Raw genomic sequence first — 20,377 nt, forward strand, 5'->3', positions numbered from 1 at the left:
AGGCGCTGCCCCGGGCTTTGCCTGTAAACTGCGATCCATGCATGCATTCGACCTTCCTCAAGCCCCACTGCAACGCTTGAACCTGCCGTGGTTGCAACACGCCCAGGTGCAGGTTGCCATTCTGCGCCTGGACCTGATCGATCCGCTGATCAGCGGCAACAAGTGGTTCAAGCTCCGCCACCACCTGCAGCAGGCCGCCACTGGCAATGCCCCCGGGCTGATCAGCCTGGGTGGCAACCACTCCAACCACCTGCATGCGCTGGCTGCGGCCGGCAAGCGGTTTGGCTTCGCCACTGCCGGCCTGCTACGCGGCCATGCCCAGGACACGCCCACCGTACGGGACCTGCAGGCGCTGGGCATGCACCTGCACTGGCTGGGTTATGGCGGCTACCGCGCACGCCACCAGCCCGGTTTCTGGGAACCTTGGCAAGCGCGCTATCCGGGCTGGCAGTGCATTCCCGAAGGCGGCGGTGGGCTGGCTGGCGCGCAGGGCTGCGCGCTGATCGTGCAGCAGGCGCAGGCGCAGATCTCGGCCCTGGGCTGGCCGGACTACGATGGCTGGTGGTTGGCTGCCGGAACAGGCACTACCGTGGCTGGCCTGGCCATGGCCGAGGCGGGCGCGCGTACCGTGCATGGCGCCTTGGCGGTACCTGCAGACCACGGTGTGGCGCAAGGGGTGGCAGCACTGGCGGGCGCACATGGCTACCAGCTACACGAGGCCTGCCGAGGTGGGTTTGCCCGGTTCGACGACGAACTGCTGGCCTTCATTGCCGACTGCGAGCAGCACACGGGGGTGCCGCTGGAAGCGCTCTATACCGGCAAGGCCCTGTTGGCCCTGCGCGATCATGTCGTCGCCGGGCTGTTGGCGCCCGGCAGCCGCATGATCTTCGTGCATACCGGCGGCCTGCAAGGCCGACGTGGTTATTTGTAGGGCAGCATGCGCAACAGCGTGTTGTCGCGCACCACATAGTGGTGGTAAAGCCCGGCCAGCGCATGCAGGCCGATCAGCCAGTAGCCCCAACTGCCGACGCGCTCATGCCAGCCCTTGATGAACTTGGCCTGGTCCGGGTTCGGGCCGATCAGGTGCGGCAGCTCCAGGCCGAAGAACGGTACCGGTTTGTCGGCGGCGCTGAGGATCAGCCAGCCGGCCAGCGGCATGCCGATCATCAGCAGGTACAGTGCCAGGTGCATCAGGTGGGCAAGGCCGGTCTGCCAGGCGGGCGGCTTGGGCAGGATCGGCGGGGTAGGCCGGCTCAGGCGCATCGCCAGGCGCAACCAGACCAGCACGAAGACACTGAGGCCAAGCATGAAGTGCAGGTCTTTCATCAGGTTGCGCTCGGCGCTGTCCTTGGGGAACAGGCCACGCAGTTCGATAAGGGCGTAGACAGCGGCCAGCAGCACCAGCATCAGCCAGTGCAGGGCAATGGACAGGCGTGCGTAATGCGGTGCTGGGGTGGATGAAACCATGATCAGTCCTCGTCATCAGGTTTGGATAGCGCTCTTGTTGGCGCTCAGGTGTCACTTTAATGGCTACCGGCAGCAGATAGTTGCGCCAGGCCTGTGAAAATTGTGTTGCCTGCACGGGCTTTTGTGCGGGCCAGCCTTGACCTGCGTCAGGCCTGCATCAATCACTGCGTAGCTGCGGCCAATTGTCAGCCACCAGAAACACCCGTTCGGCTTCCTGCCAGGCGCCATCGGCCTCCTGCTCAAGCCTTACCAGCAGTTGCGCCGGGGCCTGCGGGTCCAGCACATGCAGCCACGCTGCAAACTGCTCTGCCTGCCAGCATTGCGCCGCTTCGACCCGCGCTGGCGCCAGCCATGCGCTGCGCGGCAGCGGTTGCCAGCGCTCGCCAACCGCCATGGCCCAATCCCGCCGCCTGACCCAGCGCCCGCGCAGGTGCTGCGGGTTGGCGCCTTCCGGTTCCTCGGCATGCCCAGGCCACGGATAGAACAGATAGCCCCCCAGCCACATATGCGCCTGCACCTGCTGCGCCCCAAGCCGGGCCAGCGCCTGCTGGCTGTGCGCCCCCCGCGACATCGGCAACTGGTGCTGCGCCAGGTGGGCCAGCTTGGCCCCTAGCCGGTCATGACAGCCTGGCCCCAGCCAGGCCTGGGTATCGTGCCCGCCACTGGGCGGGCCCAGGTACAGCTTGATCGCCAATTCCAGGTGGTGGACCCCGTCTGCATCACGCAGCAGTACATCCAGCTCGCCCAAGGTCAGGCCGCCCTCGCGAATCGCCAGGTTGGCGGCCAGCAGTTCAATGCCCGGTGCGTGGCGCAGGGCGAATTGCCACAGGCGTTCGTAGTAAAGCCCCAGGCGCCGGCTGCCCAGTTTCGCCAGCCAATCGCGCAGCGGATGGTCATCCTTATCCAGCGCCCGCAGCCACTGCTCCAGGCGGTGCGGCTGCTGTGCCCACAGGCTGCCCGCCAGCGGGTGGCGCTGAGGGCAGGGCGTGCCAGCGAGCAAGGGCGGCGACAGCACTGCCCAGGCCAGGTCGCGTACGGCCGGGCGCTGCAGTTGCCGGGGCAGATCGTGGAGTTGGCTGAAGGGTGTCATCCTGCGAGCATAGCCGGTTTGCCGCTGCCCGGTGGTTTCGCCCATAATCGGCGCATAGTCACCCGCCGCAGAGCCTTGCAGGAGCCCCATGGAGCAATTTCGCAATATCGGTATCATCGGTCGCCTCGGCAGCTCGCAGGTGCTCGACACCATCCGCCGACTGAAAAAATTCCTCCTCGACCGCCACCTGCACGTGATTCTCGAGGACACCATTGCCGAAGTGCTGCCCGGGCATGGCTTGCAGACCTCCACGCGCAAGCTGCTGGGCGAAGTCTGCGACCTGGTCATCGTGGTGGGCGGCGACGGCAGCCTGCTCGGCGCCGCCCGGGCCCTGGCCCGTCACAACATTCCGGTGCTGGGCATCAACCGGGGCAACCTGGGCTTTCTCACCGACATCCGCCCCGACGAGCTGGAAGAAAAGGTCGCCGAGGTGCTCGACGGCCACTACCTGGTGGAAAACCGCTTCCTGCTGCAGGCCGAGGTGCGCCGCCATCACGAAGCCATTGGCCAGGGCGATGCGCTGAACGACGTGGTACTGCACCCGGGCAAGTCCACGCGCATGATCGAGTTCGAAATCTATATCGACGGCCAGTTCGTCTGCAGCCAGAAGGCCGACGGCCTGATCGTTGCCACCCCCACCGGCTCCACCGCCTACGCGTTGTCGGCTGGCGGCCCGATCATGCACCCCAAGCTGGACGCCATCGTCATCGTGCCAATGTACCCGCACACCCTGTCGGGGCGGCCGATCGTGGTCGACGGCAACAGCGAACTGAAGATCGTGGTGTCCAAGGACCTGCAGATCTACCCGCAGGTTTCCTGTGATGGCCAGAACCATTTCACCTGTGCCCCCGGCGACACCATCACGGTCAGCAAAAAACCGCAGAAGCTGCGCCTGATCCACCCGCTCGACCACAATTACTACGAGGTCTGCCGCACCAAGCTTGGTTGGGGCAGCCGCCTTGGGAGCAGTGACGACTGATGCTCGACCCGGCGCGCAGTTTCGACATCATCGGCGACGTGCACGGTTGTGCGCATACCCTTGAACGCCTGCTCGAGACCCTCGGCTACAAGCGCGTGGCCGGCGTGTGGCGCCACCCACGGCGCCAGGCGCTGTTCCTCGGCGACATCGTCGACCGTGGGCCACGCATCCGCGAGGCCCTGCACATCGTCCACGACATGGTCGAGGCTGGCCAGGCGTTCTGCATCATGGGCAACCACGAGTACAACGCCTTGGGCTGGGTCACGCCGGCGCTGCCCGGCAGCGGCAAGGCCTTCGTCCGCGAGCACACCCCGCGGCACGCCCGGCTGATCGACGAAACCCTGGCCCAGTTCGCCCAGCACCCCGCTGACTGGCACGACTTCGTCAACTGGTTCTACCAGCTGCCGTTATTCATCGATGCCGGGCGTTTCCGCCTGGTACACGCCTGCTGGGACCGGCAACTGATCGAGCCGCTGCGCCAGCAGTACCCCGACGGGCGCATCGATGAGCACTTCATCCAGGCTTCTGCCGTGAGCAACAGCTTCGCCGCCACCGTGTGCAACCGCCTGTTGCGCGGTACCGACATGCGCCTGCCCGACGGCCTGACCTTGACCGGCGGCGACGGCCTGACGCGCGCCTTCTTCCGCACCAAGTTCTGGGAGGAAGACCCGCAAACCTACGGCGACATCGTGTTCCAGCCTGATGCCCTGCCGGCCGAGGTAGCCAATGCGCCCCTCAGCCACAGCCAGAAAAATGCCTTGCTGCGTTATGCCGAAGACGAGCCGATGCTGTTCGTCGGCCACTACTGGCGCAGCGGCCACCCCGCGCCGATTCGCCCCAACCTGGCCTGCCTGGACTACAGCGCGGTGCTGTACGGCAAGCTGGCGGCCTACCGGCTGGACGACGAAACCCGCATCGACCCGCACAAGTTCGTGTGGGTCGACGTAGACCGCCCACAGGCCAACCAATGAACATAATCGAAGTGATGCGCCTGCCGCTGTCGGTCGACCTCAGCGGCTTCATTCACATGCTGCAGCGCCTGCAGGTGCCGCACCGGGTCAGCGAAGAGGGGGACGTGCAGGTACTCTGGGCGCCCGACACCCTGGCCGAAGACGTCCGCGAACTTTACCAGCGCTACCCGCAAGGCAACGCCGAGCTGCCGGCTGCCCCCGAGCCGGTGGCAGCGGGCATGTCTGCGAAAGTGCCGTCCCTGGCAGAACAGGCCCGGGCCTGCAAGGTCACCACGCTCACCCTGCTGGCGTGCTTCATCGTCGCCGGCCTGACCAGCCTGGGCGACAACTTCACCACCATCAGCTGGTTTACCTTCCTCGACTTCCGGGTGCAGGGCGACTACCTGTATTTCACCCCGCTGGCAGAAACCCTCGACCAAGGGCAATGGTGGCGGTTGGTATCACCCATGCTGCTGCACTTCGGCGTGCTGCATCTGGCCATGAACAGCCTGTGGTACTGGGAGCTGGGCAAGCGCATCGAGCTGCGCCAGGGCCCCTGGATGCTGCTGGGCCTGACCCTGCTGTACAGCCTGGTCTCCAACTTGGCGCAGCACTACACCAGCGGGCCGAGCCTGTTCGGCGGGCTGTCTGGCGTACTGTACGGCCTGCTGGGGCATGTATGGCTGTTCCAGTGGCTGGCACCGAACCGTTACTTCAACCTGCCCAAGGGTGTGCTGGTGATGATGCTGATCTGGCTGGTGGTGTGCCTGACCGGTGTGGTCGGCAGCCTCGGCCTTGGCCAGATCGCCAACGCCGCCCACGTTGGCGGGCTGCTCATCGGATGCCTGACCGGGCTCTTGGGTGGGGCGCTGGCCCGGCGTAAACTGTCGGCTTGAATCAGGAGACTGTATGTCCACTTTCGCGCAAATGATTGAAAACATCACCCCGGAAATCTACGAAAGCCTGAAACTGGCCGTGGAAATCGGCAAATGGTCGGATGGCCGCAAGCTCACCGCCGAGCAGAAAGAGCTGTCGCTGCAGGCCGTGATCGCCTGGGAGATGAAAAACCTGCCAGAAGACCAGCGCACCGGTTACATGGGCCCCCAGGAATGCGCGTCGAAGTCTGCACCGATCGCCAACATTCTGTTCAAGTCGGACTCGGTACATTGATCGAACTCGCTCGTGGCTCGTTGAGCAAAATGGCGGTAAGCCTGCAGGCGCCGGTGGTGCAGTACAGCTTCCGCCTGGGTGACACGCAGGTGCCGGTCAACCCGCTGATCGGCCAGCGCCTGCGCCTGGAATACCTTGGCGCCATTCACTGCAGCCATTGCGGCAAGCGCACCAAGACCAGCTTCAGCCAAGGTTACTGCTACCCGTGCATGACCCGGCTGGCCCAGTGCGATGTGTGCATCATGGCCCCGGAAAAATGCCATTACGAGGCCGGCACCTGCCGTGAACCGGCCTGGGGCGAACAGTTCTGCATGACCGACCACGTGGTCTACCTGGCCAACTCGTCAGGGATCAAGGTCGGCATCACCCGCGCCAGCCAACTGCCCACCCGGTGGCTCGACCAAGGGGCCAGCCAGGCCCTGCCGATCATGCGCGTGGCTACCCGCCAGCAGTCTGGCCTGGTCGAAGACGTGCTGCGCAGCCAGGTGCCCGACCGCACCAATTGGCGTGCACTGCTCAAGGGCGATGCCGAGGTGCTCGACCTGGCGGCCATTCGTGAGCAGGTATTCGACGCGTGCGCCGAGCGCCTGGGCGAGCTGCAGGGGCGTTTCGGGCTGCAGGCGATCCAGCCGCTGCCGGACGCCGAAGTGGTGCAGATCAACTACCCGGTCCAGGCCTACCCGCAAAAGATCGTCAGCTTCAACCTGGACAAGGACCCGGTCGCCGAAGGCACGCTGCTGGGCATCAAGGGCCAGTACCTGATCTTCGACACCGGTGTGATCAATATTCGCAAGTACACGGCCTACCAGTTGGCCGTGCTCCAGTAAAAAGGACCTGCACATGCGCACCGAACAACCGCAAGTGATCTACCTGAAGGATTACCAGGCGCCCGAGTACCTGATCGACGAGACGCACCTGACCTTCGAGCTGTTCGAGGACCACACCCTGGTTCACGCGCAGCTGGTGATGCGTCGCAACCCGGCACGCGGTGCCGGCTTGCCGCCGCTGGTGCTCGATGGCCAGCAGCTGGAGCTGCTGCGTGCCGCGCTGGATGACCGGGAATTGCAGGCCGCCGACTACCAGCTGGACGGTGACAGCCTGACCGTGCAGCCGCAAGCCGAGCACTTCACCCTCGACACCAGCGTGAAGATCCACCCGGAAAGCAACACTGCGCTCGAAGGTTTGTACAAATCCGGCAAGATGTTCTGCACCCAGTGCGAGGCCGAGGGGTTCCGCAAGATCACCTACTACCTCGACCGCCCGGACGTGATGAGCAGTTTCACCACCACGGTGATCGCCGAGCAGCATCGCTACCCGGTGCTGCTGTCCAACGGTAACCCCACCGGCAGCGGGCCGGCCGAGGACGGCCGCCACTGGGCCACCTGGGAAGACCCGTTCAAGAAGCCAGCCTACCTGTTCGCCTTGGTGGCCGGTGACCTGTGGTGCGTCGAAGACACCTTCACGCGCCAGTCGGGCCGTGATGTGCTGCTGCGCATCTATGTCGAGCCCGAGAACCTGGACAAGTGCGACCACGCCATGGTCAGCCTGAAGAAGTCGATGCGTTGGGACGAGGAAGTCTACGGCCGTGAATACGACCTGGACATCTTCATGATCGTTGCCGTCAACGACTTCAACATGGGCGCCATGGAAAACAAGGGCCTGAACATCTTCAACTCCAGCTGTGTGCTGGCCCGCGCCGAAACGGCCACCGATGCCGCGCACCAGCGTGTCGAAGGTGTGGTCGCCCACGAGTATTTCCACAACTGGTCGGGCAACCGCGTCACGTGCCGCGACTGGTTCCAGCTGTCGCTGAAGGAAGGGTTCACGGTGTTCCGCGATGCCGAGTTCAGTGCCGACATGAACTCGCGCACGGTCAAACGCATCGAGGACGTGGCCTACCTGCGTACTCACCAGTTTGCCGAAGATGCCGGCCCCATGGCCCACCCCGTGCGCCCGGACAGCTTCATCGAGATTTCCAACTTCTACACCCTGACAGTGTACGAGAAGGGCGCCGAAGTGGTGCGCATGGTCCGCACCTTGCTGGGTGCCGATGGTTTCCGCAAAGGCAGCGACCTGTATTTCGAGCGCCACGATGGCCAGGCGGTGACCACCGACGACTTCATCAAGGCCATGGAAGACGCCAACGGCGTGGACTTTACCCAGTTCAAGCGCTGGTACAGCCAGGCAGGCACCCCGCGCCTGGAAGTCAGCGAAGCGTACGACGCCGCCGCCCAGACCTACAGCCTGACGTTCCGCCAAAGCTGCCCGCCCACCCCGGACAAGGCCGAGAAGCTGCCGTTCGTGATCCCGGTGGAGTTGGGCCTGCTGGATGCTGCCGGTAACGACCTGCCGCTGCAACTGGCAGGTGAAGGCGCCGCCACGGCGGCCGAACCAGCCACCAGTCGGGTGCTGTCGGTGACCGAGGCCGAGCAGACCTTCACCTTCCAGGGTATCCAGGCCAAGCCGCTGCCGTCGCTGCTGCGTGGCTTCAGCGCCCCGGTCAAGCTCAGTTTCCCGTACGACCGCGACCAGTTGATGTTCCTGATGCAACATGACAGCGATGGTTTCAACCGCTGGGAAGCGGGCCAGCAGCTGGCGGTCCAGGTGTTGCAGGAACTGATCGGCCAGCACCAGCGTGGCGAAGCCCTGAAACTGGACCAGCGCCTGATCACGGCCTTGGGCACGGTACTGGGCAACCCGTCGCTGGACCCGGCCATGGTTGCCGAAATGCTCTCGCTGCCGGGTGAGGCCTACCTCACCGAAATCAGCCAGGTGGCCGACGTGGACGCCATCCATGCCGCCCGCGAGTTCGCCCGCCAGCAGATCGCCGAGCAACTGTTCGACGCGTTGTGGGCGCGCTACCAGGCCCACCGCGAAGCCTCGCGCAGCACTGCCTATGTGGCCTCGGCCGAGCACTTCGCCCGCCGCAGCCTGCAGAACATCGCCCTGTCGTACCTGATGCTGAGCGGCAAGCCGCACGTGCTGGAAGCGACCCTGGAGCAGTTCGAGCACTGCGACAACATGACCGAGCGCCTGACCGCGCTGGCGGTGCTGGTCAACTCGCCGTTCCAGGCCGAGCGGGCGAAAGCGCTGGAGGCGTTCGCCGAGCACTTCAAGGACAACCCGCTGGTGATGGACCAGTGGTTCAGCGTGCAGGCGGCCAGCACCTTGCCGGGCGGGCTGGCGCGGGTCAAGGCGTTGATGCAGCACCCGGCGTTCACCCTGAAGAACCCCAACAAGGTGCGTGCGCTGATCGGTGCGTTTGCCGGGCAGAACCTGGTCAACTTCCATGCCGCCGATGGTTCTGGCTACCGTTTCCTGGCTGACCTTGTGATCGAACTGAATGCGCTGAACCCGCAGATCGCTTCGCGTCAGCTGGCGCCGCTGACACGCTGGCGCAAGTATGACGAGGCGCGCCAGGCGCTGATGAAGGGCGAGCTGGAGCGGATTCTCGCTTCGGGTGAGCTGTCCAGTGATGTGTATGAAGTGGTGAGCAAGAGCCTGGCTTGAGGGCAATCGGGCTGCTTTGCAGCCCATCGCGACACAAGTCCGCTCCTACAGAGTAAGGTGCGATTGTAGGAGCGGCCTTGTGTCGCGATGGGCCGCACCGCGGCCCTGGCTTTTTCAGGCCGACAACAAAACATAACACCCCGCCCGTTGTAATCCCGCGAACATCCCCGCTACGATCCCTTCAAGCTGTTGCAGGCCTCTAGATCAGGCTTTTCGCAGTGCCTGCAATGCATTGACCCGCCGAATAAAAACACCAAGGGGACAGTCATGAGGGAACACAACAGGCGCCGCGCCTGGCCATTGGCAGCGGCATTGGCGCTGGCACTGGGCGCGTGGGCCGGCAGCGTGCAAGCCGCCAGTGCCGACCAGTACTCCACCGAATCGGCAAAGGCCAGCCAGAGCCTGTTGATCGGCACCACCCACGCCGGCAAGCGCCTGGTGGTGGTCGGTGATCGCGGCCATATCCTGTTCTCCGACGACCAGGGCAACACCTGGACCCAGGCCCGGGTACCTACCCGGCAGTTGCTCACGGCGGTGTTCTTCATCGACGACAAGCGCGGCTGGGCCGTCGGCCATGACGCCCAGGTGCTCACCAGCAGCGACGGCGGCGCCACCTGGACCAAGCAGTTCGAAGACCTTGCCCGTGAAGCGCCGTTGCTGGATGTCACCTTCCTGGATGCCCGGCATGGCTTTGCCGTGGGCGCCTACGGGGCCTTGCTGGAAACCACTGACGGCGGCCAGCACTGGCAGGACGTGGCCGAGCGCCTGGACAACCCCGACCACTTGCACCTCAACGGCATCACCCAGGTGCGCGATGCCGGCCTGTTCATCGTTGGCGAGCAGGGCGGCATGTTCCGCTCTGCAGATAACGGCCAGACCTGGGCCAAGGTGCAAGGCCCCTACGAGGGCTCGCTGTTTGGCGTGATCGGCACCCGTTCACCCCGCACCCTGCTGGCCTACGGCCTGCGCGGCAACCTGTTCCGTTCAGCCGACTTCGGTGACAGCTGGCAGCAGGTCGAACTGAAGGCCGCGCGCGGCAGCCTGGAATTCGGCCTGGCTGGCGCTGCGCTGCTGGCTGATGGCGCCCTGGTGCTGGTCGGCAACGGCGGCAGCGTGCTGCGCAGCACCGACGATGGCCAGACCTTCAGCGTGTACAACCGTGGCGACCGCATCGCCCTGGCCGGCGTCAGTGGTCTGGCCGATGGCGGCCTGCTGCTGGTGGGCCAGGGCGGTGTGCACCTGGCAACCGCGCAAGGTGCCGATCGCATTGCCGAGGAGCCGCGCCAATGACCAGCCGGGAGAGCATCACCATGCATCCGCATCACCAGGACAAGCCTACGCTGCTCGAACGGCTGATCTTCAACAACCGCCCCGTGGTCATCGCCCTGTGCGTGCTGATCAGTATTTTCCTGTTCTGGCAGGCGACGCAGATTCGCCCCTCCACCAGTTTCGAGAAGATGATCCCGCTGCAGCACCCGTTCATCGAGCAGATGATGGAGCACCGCAACGACCTGGCCAACCTCGGCAACACCGTGCGCATCTCGGTGGAGGCGGTCAAGGGTGACATTTTCGACAAGGATTACATGGAGACCCTGCGCCAGATCCATGACGAGGTGTTTTACCTGCCTGGCGTCGACCGTGCCGGGCTGAAGTCGCTGTGGAGCCCCAGCGTGCGCTGGAGCGAGGTCACGGAGGAGGGCTTTTCCGGTGGCGAGGTGATCCCCAACACCTACAACGGCTCCCAGGACAGCCTCGATACCCTGCGCGACAATGTGCTCAAGTCCGGTCAGGTCGGGCGGCTGGTCGGCAACAACTTCAAGTCCAGTATCATCGATGTGCCACTGCTGGAAAGCTACCCTGACCCGCAGGACCCCAGCCGGTTGCTGAAACTGGATTACCAGCAGTTCTCGCACCTGCTGGAAGAGAAGGTGCGTGACAAGTTCCAGGCGCAGAACCCCAATGTGAAAGTGCACATTGTCGGCTTTGCCAAGAAGGTCGGTGACCTGATCGACGGCCTGGTGATGGTGGCGATGTTCTTCGGCGTCGCCCTGGTGATCACCTGGGTGCTGTTGTACTGGTTCACCTGGTGTATCCGCAGCACCATCGCCGTGCTCATCACCACCCTGGTGGCGGTGGTCTGGCAACTGGGGCTGATGCACGCGGTGGGCTTCGGCCTGGACCCGTACTCGATGCTGGTGCCGTTCCTGATCTTCGCCATTGGCATTTCCCACGGGGTGCAGAAGATCAACGGCATCGCCTTGCAGTCGAGTGACGCCGACAACGCGCTCACCGCTGCACGGCGTACGTTCCGGCAGTTGTTCCTGCCGGGCATGATCGCCATCCTGGCCGATGCGGTGGGCTTCATCACTCTGCTGATCATCGACATCGGGGTGATTCGCGAGCTGGCCATCGGCGCGTCCATCGGGGTGGCGGTGATCGTGTTCACCAACCTGATCCTGCTGCCGGTCGCCATCTCCTATGTCGGTATCAGCAAGAAGGCTATCGAACGCAGCAAGAAGGACGCCACCCGCGAACACCCGTTCTGGCGCCTGCTGTCGAACTTTGCCAGCGCCAGGGTGGCGCCGGTGTCGGTGGCGCTGGCGCTGCTCGCCTTCGGCGGGGGGCTGTGGTACAGCCAGAACCTGAAAATCGGCGACCTCGACCAGGGCGCGCCGGAGCTGCGCCCCGACTCGCGCTACAACCAGGACAACAACTTCGTCATCAGCAACTACTCCACCAGTTCCGATGTGCTGGTGATCATGGTCAAGACGCCGGCCGAGCAGTGTTCCATCCACTCGACCATGACCCCGATCGACGAGCTGATGTGGACCATGGAAAACACCCCCGGGGTCCAGTCGGCGATCTCCCTGGTCACTGTGTCCAAGCAGGTGATCAAGGGCATGAACGAGGGCAGCCTGAAATGGGAAACCCTGTCGCGCAACCCCGACATCCTCAACAACTCCATCGCCCGTGCCGATGGGCTGTACAACGGTGACTGCTCGCTGGCGCCGGTACTGGTGTTCCTCAACGACCACAAGGCCGAAACCCTGGAGCGGGTCACGGCGGTAGCCCAGGCGTTTGCCGACAGCCACAACAAGGAGGGCCTGCAGTTCCTGCTGGCAGCAGGCAATGCCGGGATCGAGGCCGCGACCAACGAGGTGATCAAGTCGGCCGAACTGACCATCCTGATCCTGGTGTACATCTGTGTGGCAGTGATGTGCCTGATCACCTTCCGCTCGTTGGCCGCTACCCTGTGCATCGTTCTGCCGCTGGTGTTGACCTCGGTGCTGGGTAACGCGCTGATGGCCTACATGGGCATCGGTGTGAAGGTGGCCACCTTGCCGGTGGTGGCGCTGGGCGTGGGCATTGGCGTTGACTACGGCATCTACATCTACAGCCGCCTGGAAAGTTTCCTGCGCGCCGGGTTGCCGTTGCAGGAGGCGTATTACCAGACCCTGCGCTCGACCGGCAAGGCAGTGCTGTTCACCGGGCTGTGCCTGGCCATTGGTGTGTGCACCTGGATCTTCTCGGCGATCAAGTTCCAGGCCGACATGGGCCTGATGCTGACCTTCATGTTGCTCTGGAACATGTTCGGGGCGTTGTGGCTGCTGCCGGCCCTGGCGCGGTTCCTGATCAAGCCGGAGAAAATGGTGGGCAAGCAAGGGGGGTCGATTTTCGCCCATTGAAGGCAGGGGGCCGCGTTGCGGCCCAATCGCCGGCAAGCCAGCTCCCACAGGGATCGCCTTAGGGCTGACAGGTGTTTGCCACAAGGTATGGCAGCGCCTGTTAGAGCGAGCGCCGCCCGCGCGGCGCAATCGCGAGCTGCGCTCGCTCCGTTTGTTTCGGGCCAATTATTCCTGTTGGATTTGCGCGCGAACGCCTTGGTGCATGCCTCAATATCGCGCCGTACAAACAAGGCGGCCGCGCGCGCCTGTCACAGGCGTTACTGGCCCGAAACAAACGTAGGAGCGAGCGCAGCTCGCGATTGCGCCGCGCGGGCGGCGCTCGATCTCACAGGCGCTGAAGATGCTCCGGCTACCCTTGCCAGGAACCATAGAATCTCCCACTGGGATGTCACAGGGTTATACTGGCAGCACTTCCCTGACAGGTAACCCAATGTCCTCCCTCAGCCACGCCCTGCAGTCCTGCGACATGCTCCTGATCGACGGCCTGCACGCCTTCGAGTTCACCGCCGATACCACTGGCCTGCGCGTCGAGTGCATGGACGGCCGCCAACTGCGCCGCTGGTCGTTTACCCCCGAGCAGGTCGCCGCGGCGACCGCCATGGGAGACGAGTGGCAACTGGACGATGCCAATGGCGCGCATCGGCTAGTCTGCATGAGTGCCTTTCGCGCCCCGGATGAAGACCAAGATGAACCGCACCTGGACGACCCTGCTGACCGCTAGCCTGATGAGCCTGACTATCCCGACCCACGCCGCGACCCTGCTGGTGGGCAGCTATACCGATGGTGCCAGCCAGGGTATCTACCGCTACCAGTTCGACGAACAACGGGGCCACATCGACCCTACCCCGCAGCAAGTGGTGAAAAGTGTCAGCCCGTCGTGGCTGGTGCTGTCGGCCGACCGCCGCCTGCTGTTCGCTGTCAATGAAACCCCGGGCGGCAATGCCAGCAGTTTCAGTGTCAGTGCGAAGGGCGACATCAAGCCGCTCAACCAAGTGGCCAGCCAAGGCGACGAGCCAACCCATGCCAGCCTCAGCCATGACCAGCGCTACCTGTTCGTGGCCAACTACGCGGTCAACCCTGACCCCGGCGGCAGCCTGGCAGTGATGCCGGTAGCCAGGGACGGTCAGCTCAAGCCGGTCGTGCAGCAATTGCAACACCGGCCCAGCGGCGTCAACCGCGAGCGCCAGGCGGGGGGGCATGTGCATTCACTGGTGTCGTCACCCAATGGGCAATATCTGTACGCCAGCGACCTCGGTGCCGACAAGGTATTCATCTACCGCTACGACGGCGCCAGCCCGGACCAGCCGTTGAGCCCGGCCACGCCGTCGTCGGTGGCGTTGCCGCCAGGCAGCGGACCACGCCACCTGCTGTTCGATGCCACGGGGCAGCATGCCTACCTCACGTTGGAAATGAGCGGGGAAGTGGTGATGTTCAATGTCAACGGTGCGGGCCTGACCGAGGGTCAGCGCCTGGCACTCACCGAAGCCTCGGCGTCGACGGCCAAGGCGGCGGGCGGGTTGCACCTGTCGGCCGACGGGCGCTTCCTGTACGTGAGCAATCGCGGTACAGCGAATGAAATCGTGGTGTTTGCGGTTGGCAAGGGCGACGGCAAGCTGACGTTTGTGCAGCGCCGCGCCGTCGAAGGCGACCACCCTCGCGAGTTTGCCCTGGACCCCAGCAACCGCTTCCTGGTGGTGGCGAACCAGAAGAGCAACCAGATCGTGGTCATGCGCCGTGACGCCGAGACTGGCAAGCTGGGCGAGACGGTGCAGATCCTGGCCCAGGACGCACCCTCGGACTTGAAGTTCATCGACTGATATCAACACCAGGCCTTGTAGGAGCGGCCTTGTGTCGCGAAAGGGCCGCAGCGCGGCCCCGGCAATGTCGGCGGTAACGCGAGAACCCGGGGCCGCTGCGCGACCCTTTCGCGACACAAGGCCGCTCCTACAGGGAGCCGGGTGAAGCTGCTACCTGGCCATGATCGAGCGGAACAGGTCTGACGCCAACCACCCCTCCAGCCAGCTCCGCAGCCGCGGATAAGCGGCCTCGGCGAACCACTGGGGTTCCACCCCGGCAAACTGGCGCATCAGGGGCAGCAAGGCGGCGTCGGCGATGCTCGGCAGGTCAGCCAACAGATACGGCCGGCTCTCCAACAACCCTTCGAGCTCCGCCAGCCAGGCCTCGGCCTGCTGGCGGTAGTACGCGCGAGGGTGCTGCGGGTAGCGCTCGGCATACTTGTACAGGTTCACCTGCGACTTGAACGTGCTGTCATTACGCGCGATCAGGGCATGCGCCTGCTGCGCCGCCGCGGGGTTCGCGCGCAGTTGCCAATCCTGCGGGTCGTTCTGCGCCAACGCCCAGCGCATGATATCCAGGCTCTCTTCCAGCACCTGGCTGCCGGTGTCCAGCACCGGCACCGTGCCCTTGGGGGACAAGGCCAGCAGTTCTGCCGGCTTGTTCTTCAGCGCCACTTCGCATACCTCGACCTCACAGCCCGCATAGCGCAGGGCCAGGCGCGCGCGCATGGCCCACGGGCAGCGACGGAACGAGTACAGGATCACCCGCACACCTGCACTTCGCTCAGGCCATTGCCTTGGCGGCGTACCTGAATCTGCACCGGGATGCGCTCGTGCATTTCCTGCACGTGGGAAATCACTGCCACCTTGCGCCCCTGTGCCTGCAAGCCGTCCAGGGCATCCATGGCCAGCTGCAGCGACTCGGGGTCCAGGCTGCCGAAACCTTCATCGATGAACAGCGATTCGATGCGCAGGGTGCTGGAAGCCATCGAAGCCAGGCCAAGGGCCAACGCCAGCGACACCAGGAAGGTTTCGCCGCCGGACAGCGAGTGCACCGAGCGCAGCTCGTCGCCCATTTCGGTGTCCAGGACCAACAGGCCCAGGGCACTGCCGCCTCGCTTGAGGCGGTAACGGCGGGCCAGTTGGCGCAGTTGGCTGTTGGCATGGTGCAACAGCAGGTCAAGGTTGTAACCCTGGGCGATCTTGCGGAACACATCGCCCGAGGCCGAGCCGATCAGGGCATTCAGGCGGGCCCAGCGCTGCCACTGCTGGCGGGCTTGCTCAATCTCGGCTGCCAGTGCCTGATGGGCCTGCTGGCGACGCTGGTCATCGGCCTGCTGCGCCCGCAGTTCGGCGCATTGCTGCTCGTGGCTGGCCATGCGCTCGCGCAGTTCCAGCAGGGCTTGCTCGAGGGCTTCGGCCGTAGTGTCCACGCTCATGTCGGCCACGTGCTGTTGCAGGCGCTGTTCGCGTTCCTGCAGCAATACGCGGCTTTGTTCGATAGCTTTTTCCGCGCTTTGCAAGCGCTGGCGCAATGCTGCGACCTGCGCATCCTCCATGGCCAGCAGGCGGTCCAGCCCGGCGTCATCCAGCTCCGGGTGCTGGCTGCGCCACTGCGCAATCTGGCCCTGCAACTGCTGGCATTCGGCAACCAGCGCCTGTTGCTGCTGGCCGTCGGCCTTCAGCTCGCTGGCCAGTTGCACGGCTTGCGTGCGCAGTTCCTGCAGGCGCTGGGCGGTGTCGGCGTCCAGGGCGCGGGCTTGGTCCAGCGCGGCGTCCATGTGCTGTTGCCAGGCTTCGGCAGTGGCGTGTTCACCGAGCAGTTCGCCGAGGGCAGCCTGGGCCTGCTGGCGCTGCTCGTCCAGGGCGGCAAGTTGTTGCTGCAACTGCTGCAGGCCTTGCACCCGGGCCTGGTGCTGGTCGCGCAGCTTGTCGAGTTGGGTTTGCCGGGCCTGCTGTTCTTCCAGTTCGTCCTTGCGCTGTTCCAGTTGCTGCAAGCGCTGGGCGATCTGCTGGTCCAGGGCCAGGAAAGCATTGGCCGGGTCTTCGTCGAGTGCCTTCAGGGCCTGCTCGGGCAGCACCCCGGCCAGGTCGTGCAAGCCTTGCTGCAACTGCTGCTCGTCGTTGGCCAGGGCCTGGTGCTGTTGTTCGAGGTGGCGCTGGGCCTGCTGTTGAGCGTCTTGGGCGGCCTGCAGTTGCTGGGTGAGGCGGGCAGCATCGCGTTGCAGCGTGAGCAGCGCGCTCTGGCGTTTCTCGTCCTGCGCAATTTCCGCCTCCAGGCGCTGCAGCTGGCTGGCCAGCCAGGTGCTACGGGCCTTGTCATCCTGCGGGGCCAGAGCTGGCCACAGGCTGTGGGCCTGCACTTGCGCCACCAGCGGTTGCAACTGATCGCCCAGTTGCTGCTGTTGCTGCTGGAACTCCTTGAGCTGGGCGTTGACCACCCCCAATTGGGTGCGCAGCTCGACCAGCTTGGCGTTGAGGGTGTCGACCTGTCGCTGCGCGGCAGCTTCTTCAGCCTGGTCATGCCGACCCAGGCTGTGCAGCAGTGCGTCAGGCTGGTGGAACGGGTGTTCGGCACTGCCGCAGACTGGGCAAGGTTCGCCATCGCGCAATTGGTCGCGCAGTGCCTCCACGCTGGTGGTGCGCGCCAGGCGTTGCCGCTCCAGCAACTGGCGGGTGAGGTTGAGCGCCTGTTCGGCCGCCTCCAGCTCGGCCTTCGCCGCGGTGCCTTCGCTGATCAACTGCTGGCGTTGCTGCATGGCCTGTTGCTGGCGTTCACGAACGCTGTCCAGTTGCTGGCGCAGTTCCAGTTCGCGGCCGTGCAGGCGCGACATTTCTTCAACGGCGCGCTGCTGCTTGCGGTTGTCCTGCAGCATGCCGCCGAGCAGGTCGATCTGCTCGGCCAGGGCCTGGGGTTCGGCCTTGGCTTCGCGGAACAGCAGCTCGTAGGCGTCTCGCTCGGCCTGCAACTGCACATTGGCCTGGCTGGCCTGGGCCTGCAGGCCGGGCAGCTCTTCGCGGCCCTTGGCCAGGCGGCCGCCAATCAGCATCACCTGTTTGAGTTGCGGCAGGTAGGCGTGCCACGCACTGGCCAAGCCTGCCAGGTGCTCGCTGTCGGCAAGGGCACTGTCGATCTGCGCCAATTGCTGCAGGCAGCGCTGCTGGTTGGCCTCCAGCTGTTGCAACTGCTGCTGGCCATCGGCGACGTGTTGTTCAGCCTGTTGGCTGCTGCTGCGTTGCGCGGCCAGCGCTTCGTCCAGGCGCGCCAGGTTGTCCTGGGCGGCGAAGGCCTGGCGCAGGCGTGGGGCACTCTCGCCGTGTTGCGCCTGGCTGTCGGCGAGCGCCTGGCGTGCGGCGTTCAGTGCTTGCTCCAGGGTATTTGCGCGTGCCTGGAGTTCGTCCTGCTGCTGTTGCTGCTGCGCAATTCTTGCCGCCAGTGGGGCCAGTTGTGCGTTCAGCGCCTGCTGGCGGTGGAACTGGTGGCGCTGAGGTGCCAGGCGCTCCAGGCGCAGCAGGTCCAGGCGCGGTTCGGCCAACTGCTGCCAGTCCTGCTCGGCGGCCTGCAGCGCGCGGACCGCCTCGGCGTGCTGGGCTTGCAGCCGGTTTTGCTCGTGCAGCCAGTTGCGTTGCTGTTCCAGCTGGCGCTCACCGGCCTGGTCAGCCTTCAGGTGCTGCTGCGCCTGCTCCAGTTGCTGGTCGAGCTGGGCGCGGGCTTCGGCGTCCATCGGCAGCAGGTGGCTGGCGCGCGCGAGCAGTTCGTTGTGCACCTCACCGGTCTCGCGGGCCTTGCTGAACGCGCGCTGGCCCAGGCGGGTGTAGATGGCGGTGTTGGTCAGTTTTTCCAGCAGTTCGCTGCGCTCTCTGTCGTCGGCCTTGAGAAACGCGCCAAACTCGCTCTGGGCCAGCATCACCGCGCGGGTGAACTGCTCGAAGTTCAGGCCCAGGCGGGCTTCGACCAACTGTTTGTATTCGTTCTTGCCGCTGGCCAGGACCTGCTCGCTGTCCAGGTCGTAAAAGCTCTGGCGGCTGTGCTGCAACTTGCCGTTGGCCTTGTCGCGGGCGCGGTTGGCTTCCCAGCGGGCACGGTAGCGGCGGCCGTCGACGCCGACGAAATCGACTTCGGCAAAGCCGCTGCCGGTACCACGGCGTAGCAGGTTGCGCGGGTCGGATGTGGGGATGTCGCCGTCGGCATCCGGCACCTTGGCTTCGCGACCGATGTCATTGAGCCGCGGTACGGTGCCGAACAGGGCCAGACACAGGGCGTCGAGCAGGGTGCTCTTGCCGGCGCCGGTGGGCCCGGTAATGGCGAACAGGCCGGCGCTGGCCAGGGGCTCGGCAGTGAAGTCGATGTCGACAGGGCCAGCCAGCGATGCCAGGTTCTTCAGGCGGATGGCAAGAATCTTCATGGCTGTTCCTCTTCCTGCTGCACGTCCTGCAACAGCAGGGCAAAGTCGGCCAGCGCCTGCTCGTCGACAGCGCTGCCGTAGGCTTGCTCCCAGGCCCGGCTGAACAGGTCTTGCGGGGTCATCTGGGCCAGTTCGACAAAGGCCAGGTCATCATCTTCGCTACTGTTGCGCCCAGCATACTCGGCACTGATGCGCACCAGCCGCACTGCCTTGCCCGCCAGCGCGGTCTCGATCTGCTGGCGCAGGTCCGGTTGCGGCTCGTCGAGAATGACCCGCACCTCCAGCCAGGGTTGGCGATTGGGGTCTTCCAGCAGGTCGATTACCGGCAGGTCTGCCATTTGCTGTAACAGCTCACCCAGCGGTGCCGGGCCGATGCGTTGCAGGGCCACGGCGCGCGGTACCGGGCGCGGCTCGACGCTGACCAGGCCGCTGCCGTCCAGTTCCACCTCCAGCACCTGGTGCGGGTAGTTGATTTCGGCGAACGACAGTGGGATCGGTGAGCCGCTGTAGCGGATGCGTTCTTCGCGGTTGACCTTCTGTGGCTTGTGCAGGTGGCCGAGGGCGACATAGCTGATGGCCTTGTCGAACAGCTTGGCCGGCAGCGCCTCGGCGTTGCCGATGATCAGGCTGCGCTCGGAGTCTTCCGACACTGCGCCCCCGGCCATGTGCGCATGGCTGATGGCAATCAGCGCCTGGTCTTTCTTGCGTTTTTGCAGTGCTGCGGCGATCAGTTGCTGGTGCACCTGGGTGATGCCTTGCAGGTAGTCGTCGCCCAGGTGGGGGCCGGTGACTTCGGCCGGCCGCAGGAACGGCAGCGCCAGGCACCAGGCTGCGACTTTGCCGCGGCCATTGGTCAGCGGGATCAGCAGCCGCTCGGCATCCAGTTGGCCTTCGTCCAGCCAGTGCACACGGCCCAGGGCGTGGGTGCGCAGGCGGCGCATGAGTGCGGCAGGCAGCTCGATGCGCGAGCCGGAATCGTGGTTGCCGGCGATCATCACGATGTCCAGCTTGGGCTGTTGTTCATGCGCCTGGACGATGAAGTCGTACAGACGCTCCTGGGCTTTGACCGGGGGGTTGACCGTGTCGAAGATATCGCCGGCGATCAGCAGCGCATCCGGCTGGCGCAGGCGAAGCTGGCCGAGCAGCCAGTCGAGGAAGCAGGCGTGTTCGAAATCGCGTTCCTGGCCGTGCAGGCTTTGGCCCAGGTGCCAGTCGGAGGTATGAAACAGACGCATGGATGACCTGTGGTGTCGAGTCGAGCAAGCCAGAGGGCTTGGCTTTGGGGATGGGCGTTGCGCGAGGGCGGTATGGTAACCCAAGCAG

Annotated in this window: 16 protein-coding genes; 11 read left to right on the forward strand and 5 right to left on the reverse strand. The window is 64.9% G+C overall.

What is annotated here, in order from left to right:
* The first annotated feature begins 37 nt into the window (after positions 1-37).
* Positions 38-931, forward strand: coding sequence for a 1-aminocyclopropane-1-carboxylate deaminase/D-cysteine desulfhydrase (locus DMX12_RS23215; RefSeq protein WP_110679553.1), 894 nt, complete (start codon positions 38-40; stop codon positions 929-931).
* Here the strand turns inward: DMX12_RS23215 and DMX12_RS23220 are convergent.
* Positions 922-1,467 (reverse strand): cytochrome b, encoded by a 546-nt coding sequence (locus tag DMX12_RS23220; protein WP_009683752.1) that lies wholly within the window; start codon positions 1,465-1,467, stop codon positions 922-924. The genes DMX12_RS23215 and DMX12_RS23220 overlap by 10 nt on opposite strands.
* 157 nt (positions 1,468-1,624) lie before the next feature.
* Positions 1,625-2,647, reverse strand: coding sequence for a DUF1853 family protein (locus DMX12_RS23225; RefSeq protein ID WP_110679554.1), 1,023 nt, complete (start codon positions 2,645-2,647; stop codon positions 1,625-1,627).
* Between DMX12_RS23225 and DMX12_RS23230 the strand changes: the two genes are divergently transcribed.
* From DMX12_RS23230 to DMX12_RS23275, 10 genes are all read left to right on the forward strand, one after another.
* Complete coding sequence (locus tag DMX12_RS23230; RefSeq protein WP_009683749.1) at positions 2,646-3,536, forward strand: NAD(+) kinase; 891 nt, start codon at positions 2,646-2,648, stop codon at positions 3,534-3,536. The genes DMX12_RS23225 and DMX12_RS23230 overlap by 2 nt on opposite strands.
* Entirely contained in the window at positions 3,536-4,507 is a 972-nt protein-coding gene (locus tag DMX12_RS23235) for a metallophosphoesterase (RefSeq protein WP_110679555.1), read from the forward strand. Before DMX12_RS23230 ends, DMX12_RS23235 begins: the two co-directional genes overlap by 1 nt.
* Positions 4,504-5,382 (forward strand): rhomboid family intramembrane serine protease, encoded by an 879-nt coding sequence (locus tag DMX12_RS23240; protein ID WP_110679556.1) that lies wholly within the window; start codon positions 4,504-4,506, stop codon positions 5,380-5,382. Before DMX12_RS23235 ends, DMX12_RS23240 begins: the two co-directional genes overlap by 4 nt.
* Positions 5,383-5,395: 13 nt before the next feature.
* Complete coding sequence (locus DMX12_RS23245; protein ID WP_003260154.1) at positions 5,396-5,656, forward strand: YeaC family protein; 261 nt, start codon at positions 5,396-5,398, stop codon at positions 5,654-5,656.
* Positions 5,653-6,483: a DUF2797 domain-containing protein gene (locus DMX12_RS23250; RefSeq protein ID WP_009683746.1), complete on the forward strand. Its 831-nt coding sequence runs from the start codon at positions 5,653-5,655 to the stop codon at positions 6,481-6,483. Before DMX12_RS23245 ends, DMX12_RS23250 begins: the two co-directional genes overlap by 4 nt.
* Before the next feature lie 13 nt (positions 6,484-6,496).
* A complete protein-coding gene (pepN, locus tag DMX12_RS23255; RefSeq protein ID WP_110679557.1) occupies positions 6,497-9,166 on the forward strand; it encodes an aminopeptidase N in 2,670 nt (889 codons plus the stop codon).
* Positions 9,167-9,433: 267 nt separating this feature from the next.
* Positions 9,434-10,456 carry a YCF48-related protein gene (locus tag DMX12_RS23260; protein ID WP_110679558.1) on the forward strand — a complete coding sequence of 341 codons (1,023 nt, stop codon included), beginning with the start codon at positions 9,434-9,436 and terminating at the stop codon, positions 10,454-10,456.
* A gap of 20 nt (positions 10,457-10,476) precedes the next feature.
* On the forward strand, positions 10,477-12,852 hold the full coding sequence (locus tag DMX12_RS23265) for an RND family transporter (protein ID WP_033690558.1): 2,376 nt from the start codon (positions 10,477-10,479) through the stop codon (positions 12,850-12,852).
* A gap of 430 nt (positions 12,853-13,282) precedes the next feature.
* Entirely contained in the window at positions 13,283-13,573 is a 291-nt protein-coding gene (locus DMX12_RS23270) for a DUF5629 family protein (RefSeq protein WP_054905310.1), read from the forward strand.
* The gene (locus DMX12_RS23275) at positions 13,539-14,669 is read left to right on the forward strand and encodes a lactonase family protein (protein WP_232108651.1); all 1,131 of its coding nucleotides are present in this window, start codon (positions 13,539-13,541) and stop codon (positions 14,667-14,669) included. The genes DMX12_RS23270 and DMX12_RS23275 overlap by 35 nt, the downstream gene beginning before the upstream one ends.
* Before the next feature lie 150 nt (positions 14,670-14,819).
* On the opposite strand, the gene DMX12_RS23280 is transcribed toward DMX12_RS23275, so the two are convergent.
* The 3 genes from DMX12_RS23280 to DMX12_RS23290 are packed head-to-tail and all read right to left on the reverse strand — an operon-like array spanning position 14,820 to position 20,289.
* The gene (locus DMX12_RS23280; protein WP_110679560.1) at positions 14,820-15,413 is read right to left on the reverse strand and encodes a glutathione S-transferase; all 594 of its coding nucleotides are present in this window, start codon (positions 15,411-15,413) and stop codon (positions 14,820-14,822) included.
* Entirely contained in the window at positions 15,410-19,054 is a 3,645-nt protein-coding gene (locus DMX12_RS23285; protein WP_110679561.1) for an AAA family ATPase, read from the reverse strand. The genes DMX12_RS23280 and DMX12_RS23285 overlap by 4 nt, the downstream gene beginning before the upstream one ends.
* The gene (locus tag DMX12_RS23290) at positions 19,051-20,289 is read right to left on the reverse strand and encodes an exonuclease SbcCD subunit D C-terminal domain-containing protein (protein ID WP_110679562.1); all 1,239 of its coding nucleotides are present in this window, start codon (positions 20,287-20,289) and stop codon (positions 19,051-19,053) included. Before DMX12_RS23290 ends, DMX12_RS23285 begins: the two co-directional genes overlap by 4 nt.
* Positions 20,290-20,377 lie beyond the last annotated feature (88 nt).

It is taken from the genome of Pseudomonas sp. MB-090624 (genome assembly GCF_003205245.1).
Classification (GTDB): domain Bacteria; phylum Pseudomonadota; class Gammaproteobacteria; order Pseudomonadales; family Pseudomonadaceae; genus Aquipseudomonas; species Aquipseudomonas juntendi.

What these genes read in the sequence shown, in the direction of transcription:
- DMX12_RS23215 (WP_110679553.1), top strand. Translation starts at nt 38, where the DNA reads ATGCATGCATTCGACCTTCCTCAAGCCCCACTGCAACGCTTGAACCTG.
- DMX12_RS23220 (WP_009683752.1), bottom strand. Translation starts at nt 1,467, where the DNA reads ATGGTTTCATCCACCCCAGCACCGCATTACGCACGCCTGTCCATTGCC.
- DMX12_RS23230 (WP_009683749.1), top strand. Translation starts at nt 2,646, where the DNA reads ATGGAGCAATTTCGCAATATCGGTATCATCGGTCGCCTCGGCAGCTCG.
- DMX12_RS23225 (WP_110679554.1), bottom strand. Translation starts at nt 2,647, where the DNA reads ATGGGGCTCCTGCAAGGCTCTGCGGCGGGTGACTATGCGCCGATTATG.
- DMX12_RS23235 (WP_110679555.1), top strand. Translation starts at nt 3,536, where the DNA reads ATGCTCGACCCGGCGCGCAGTTTCGACATCATCGGCGACGTGCACGGT.
- DMX12_RS23240 (WP_110679556.1), top strand. Translation starts at nt 4,504, where the DNA reads ATGAACATAATCGAAGTGATGCGCCTGCCGCTGTCGGTCGACCTCAGC.
- DMX12_RS23245 (WP_003260154.1), top strand. Translation starts at nt 5,396, where the DNA reads ATGTCCACTTTCGCGCAAATGATTGAAAACATCACCCCGGAAATCTAC.
- pepN (WP_110679557.1), top strand. Translation starts at nt 6,497, where the DNA reads ATGCGCACCGAACAACCGCAAGTGATCTACCTGAAGGATTACCAGGCG.
- DMX12_RS23260 (WP_110679558.1), top strand. Translation starts at nt 9,434, where the DNA reads ATGAGGGAACACAACAGGCGCCGCGCCTGGCCATTGGCAGCGGCATTG.
- DMX12_RS23265 (WP_033690558.1), top strand. Translation starts at nt 10,477, where the DNA reads ATGCATCCGCATCACCAGGACAAGCCTACGCTGCTCGAACGGCTGATC.
- DMX12_RS23270 (WP_054905310.1), top strand. Translation starts at nt 13,283, where the DNA reads ATGTCCTCCCTCAGCCACGCCCTGCAGTCCTGCGACATGCTCCTGATC.
- DMX12_RS23275 (WP_232108651.1), top strand. Translation starts at nt 13,539, where the DNA reads ATGAACCGCACCTGGACGACCCTGCTGACCGCTAGCCTGATGAGCCTG.
- DMX12_RS23285 (WP_110679561.1), bottom strand. Translation starts at nt 19,054, where the DNA reads ATGAAGATTCTTGCCATCCGCCTGAAGAACCTGGCATCGCTGGCTGGC.
- DMX12_RS23290 (WP_110679562.1), bottom strand. Translation starts at nt 20,289, where the DNA reads ATGCGTCTGTTTCATACCTCCGACTGGCACCTGGGCCAAAGCCTGCAC.